We start from the raw sequence: 770 nt of genomic DNA on the forward strand, positions 1-770 counted from the left end.
TGAAATGTACCAAGGTCTCGAACTTTAACCATAATTTGTGGCAAGCTGAAGCCATACTCGGCTAGTTCATCAGTATACGACACTAAATATCTGACACAATTATCAATAGAGACACAGAAACTATAGACAACATCTTGATAGCGCCTATCTAATTCTAGTAATTCTAAAACATAGTCAGACCAGACACTGATTGTCTTGTCGTCCACACTTGCGTGACTTTCAATTGTATCAGGATTGAGTTTATTCAACTTATCTTGTATCGCTTGTTTTGCTTCAAGACACAATAAATCAATTTGTTTTTCATACTTGATGAGCATTTCACACCATGCTAAAATTTCATTGATTTTGGCATAAGGCGATAGATACAAGTCTTTTTTAAAACTTGCGACTTTTTGCTCAAAAAAATTGAAGTCCTCTATCATCTGGACTTCATCATTCATCGCTCGCATTCTAAATTCTGTTATATTCATTGATTATTTCCCCTCCACATACCAAAATTGCTTAGCTTCATCAGCTGAAAATGTACGATAAGAAACAGTCAATGGTGGTAGACCTGTCACATTCATTTCTGAAATTAAAATAGAGCCATCATCTTTGACTTGTTCTACAAATGCCACATGACCATATGTTGGGTCAGAACCTGCTTGACCTTGTACAAAACTTAGGGCAGTATGGAGTTTAGGCTCATGAGACACAGAATAGCCAGCCTTGCTTGCCCAATCGCCACCATTGCCCATGAAACTATCAAACTTAATGCCTAACTGATAAGC

At 37.1% G+C, this 770-nt stretch carries 2 protein-coding genes; both read right to left on the bottom strand.

What is annotated here, in order from left to right:
* On the bottom strand, window positions 1-470 hold a 470-nt coding region (locus LRA01S_RS10610), incomplete at its 3' end, for a hypothetical protein (RefSeq protein WP_082785462.1).
* Window positions 471-473: 3 nt separating this feature from the next.
* Window positions 474-770: CHAP domain-containing protein (locus tag LRA01S_RS10615; RefSeq protein WP_156470242.1), on the bottom strand; the 297-nt coding region annotated here is incomplete at its 5' end.

Origin of the sequence: Pseudolactococcus raffinolactis NBRC 100932 (assembly GCF_001591765.1) — a bacterium.
Lineage (GTDB): Bacteria > Bacillota > Bacilli > Lactobacillales > Streptococcaceae > Pseudolactococcus > Pseudolactococcus raffinolactis.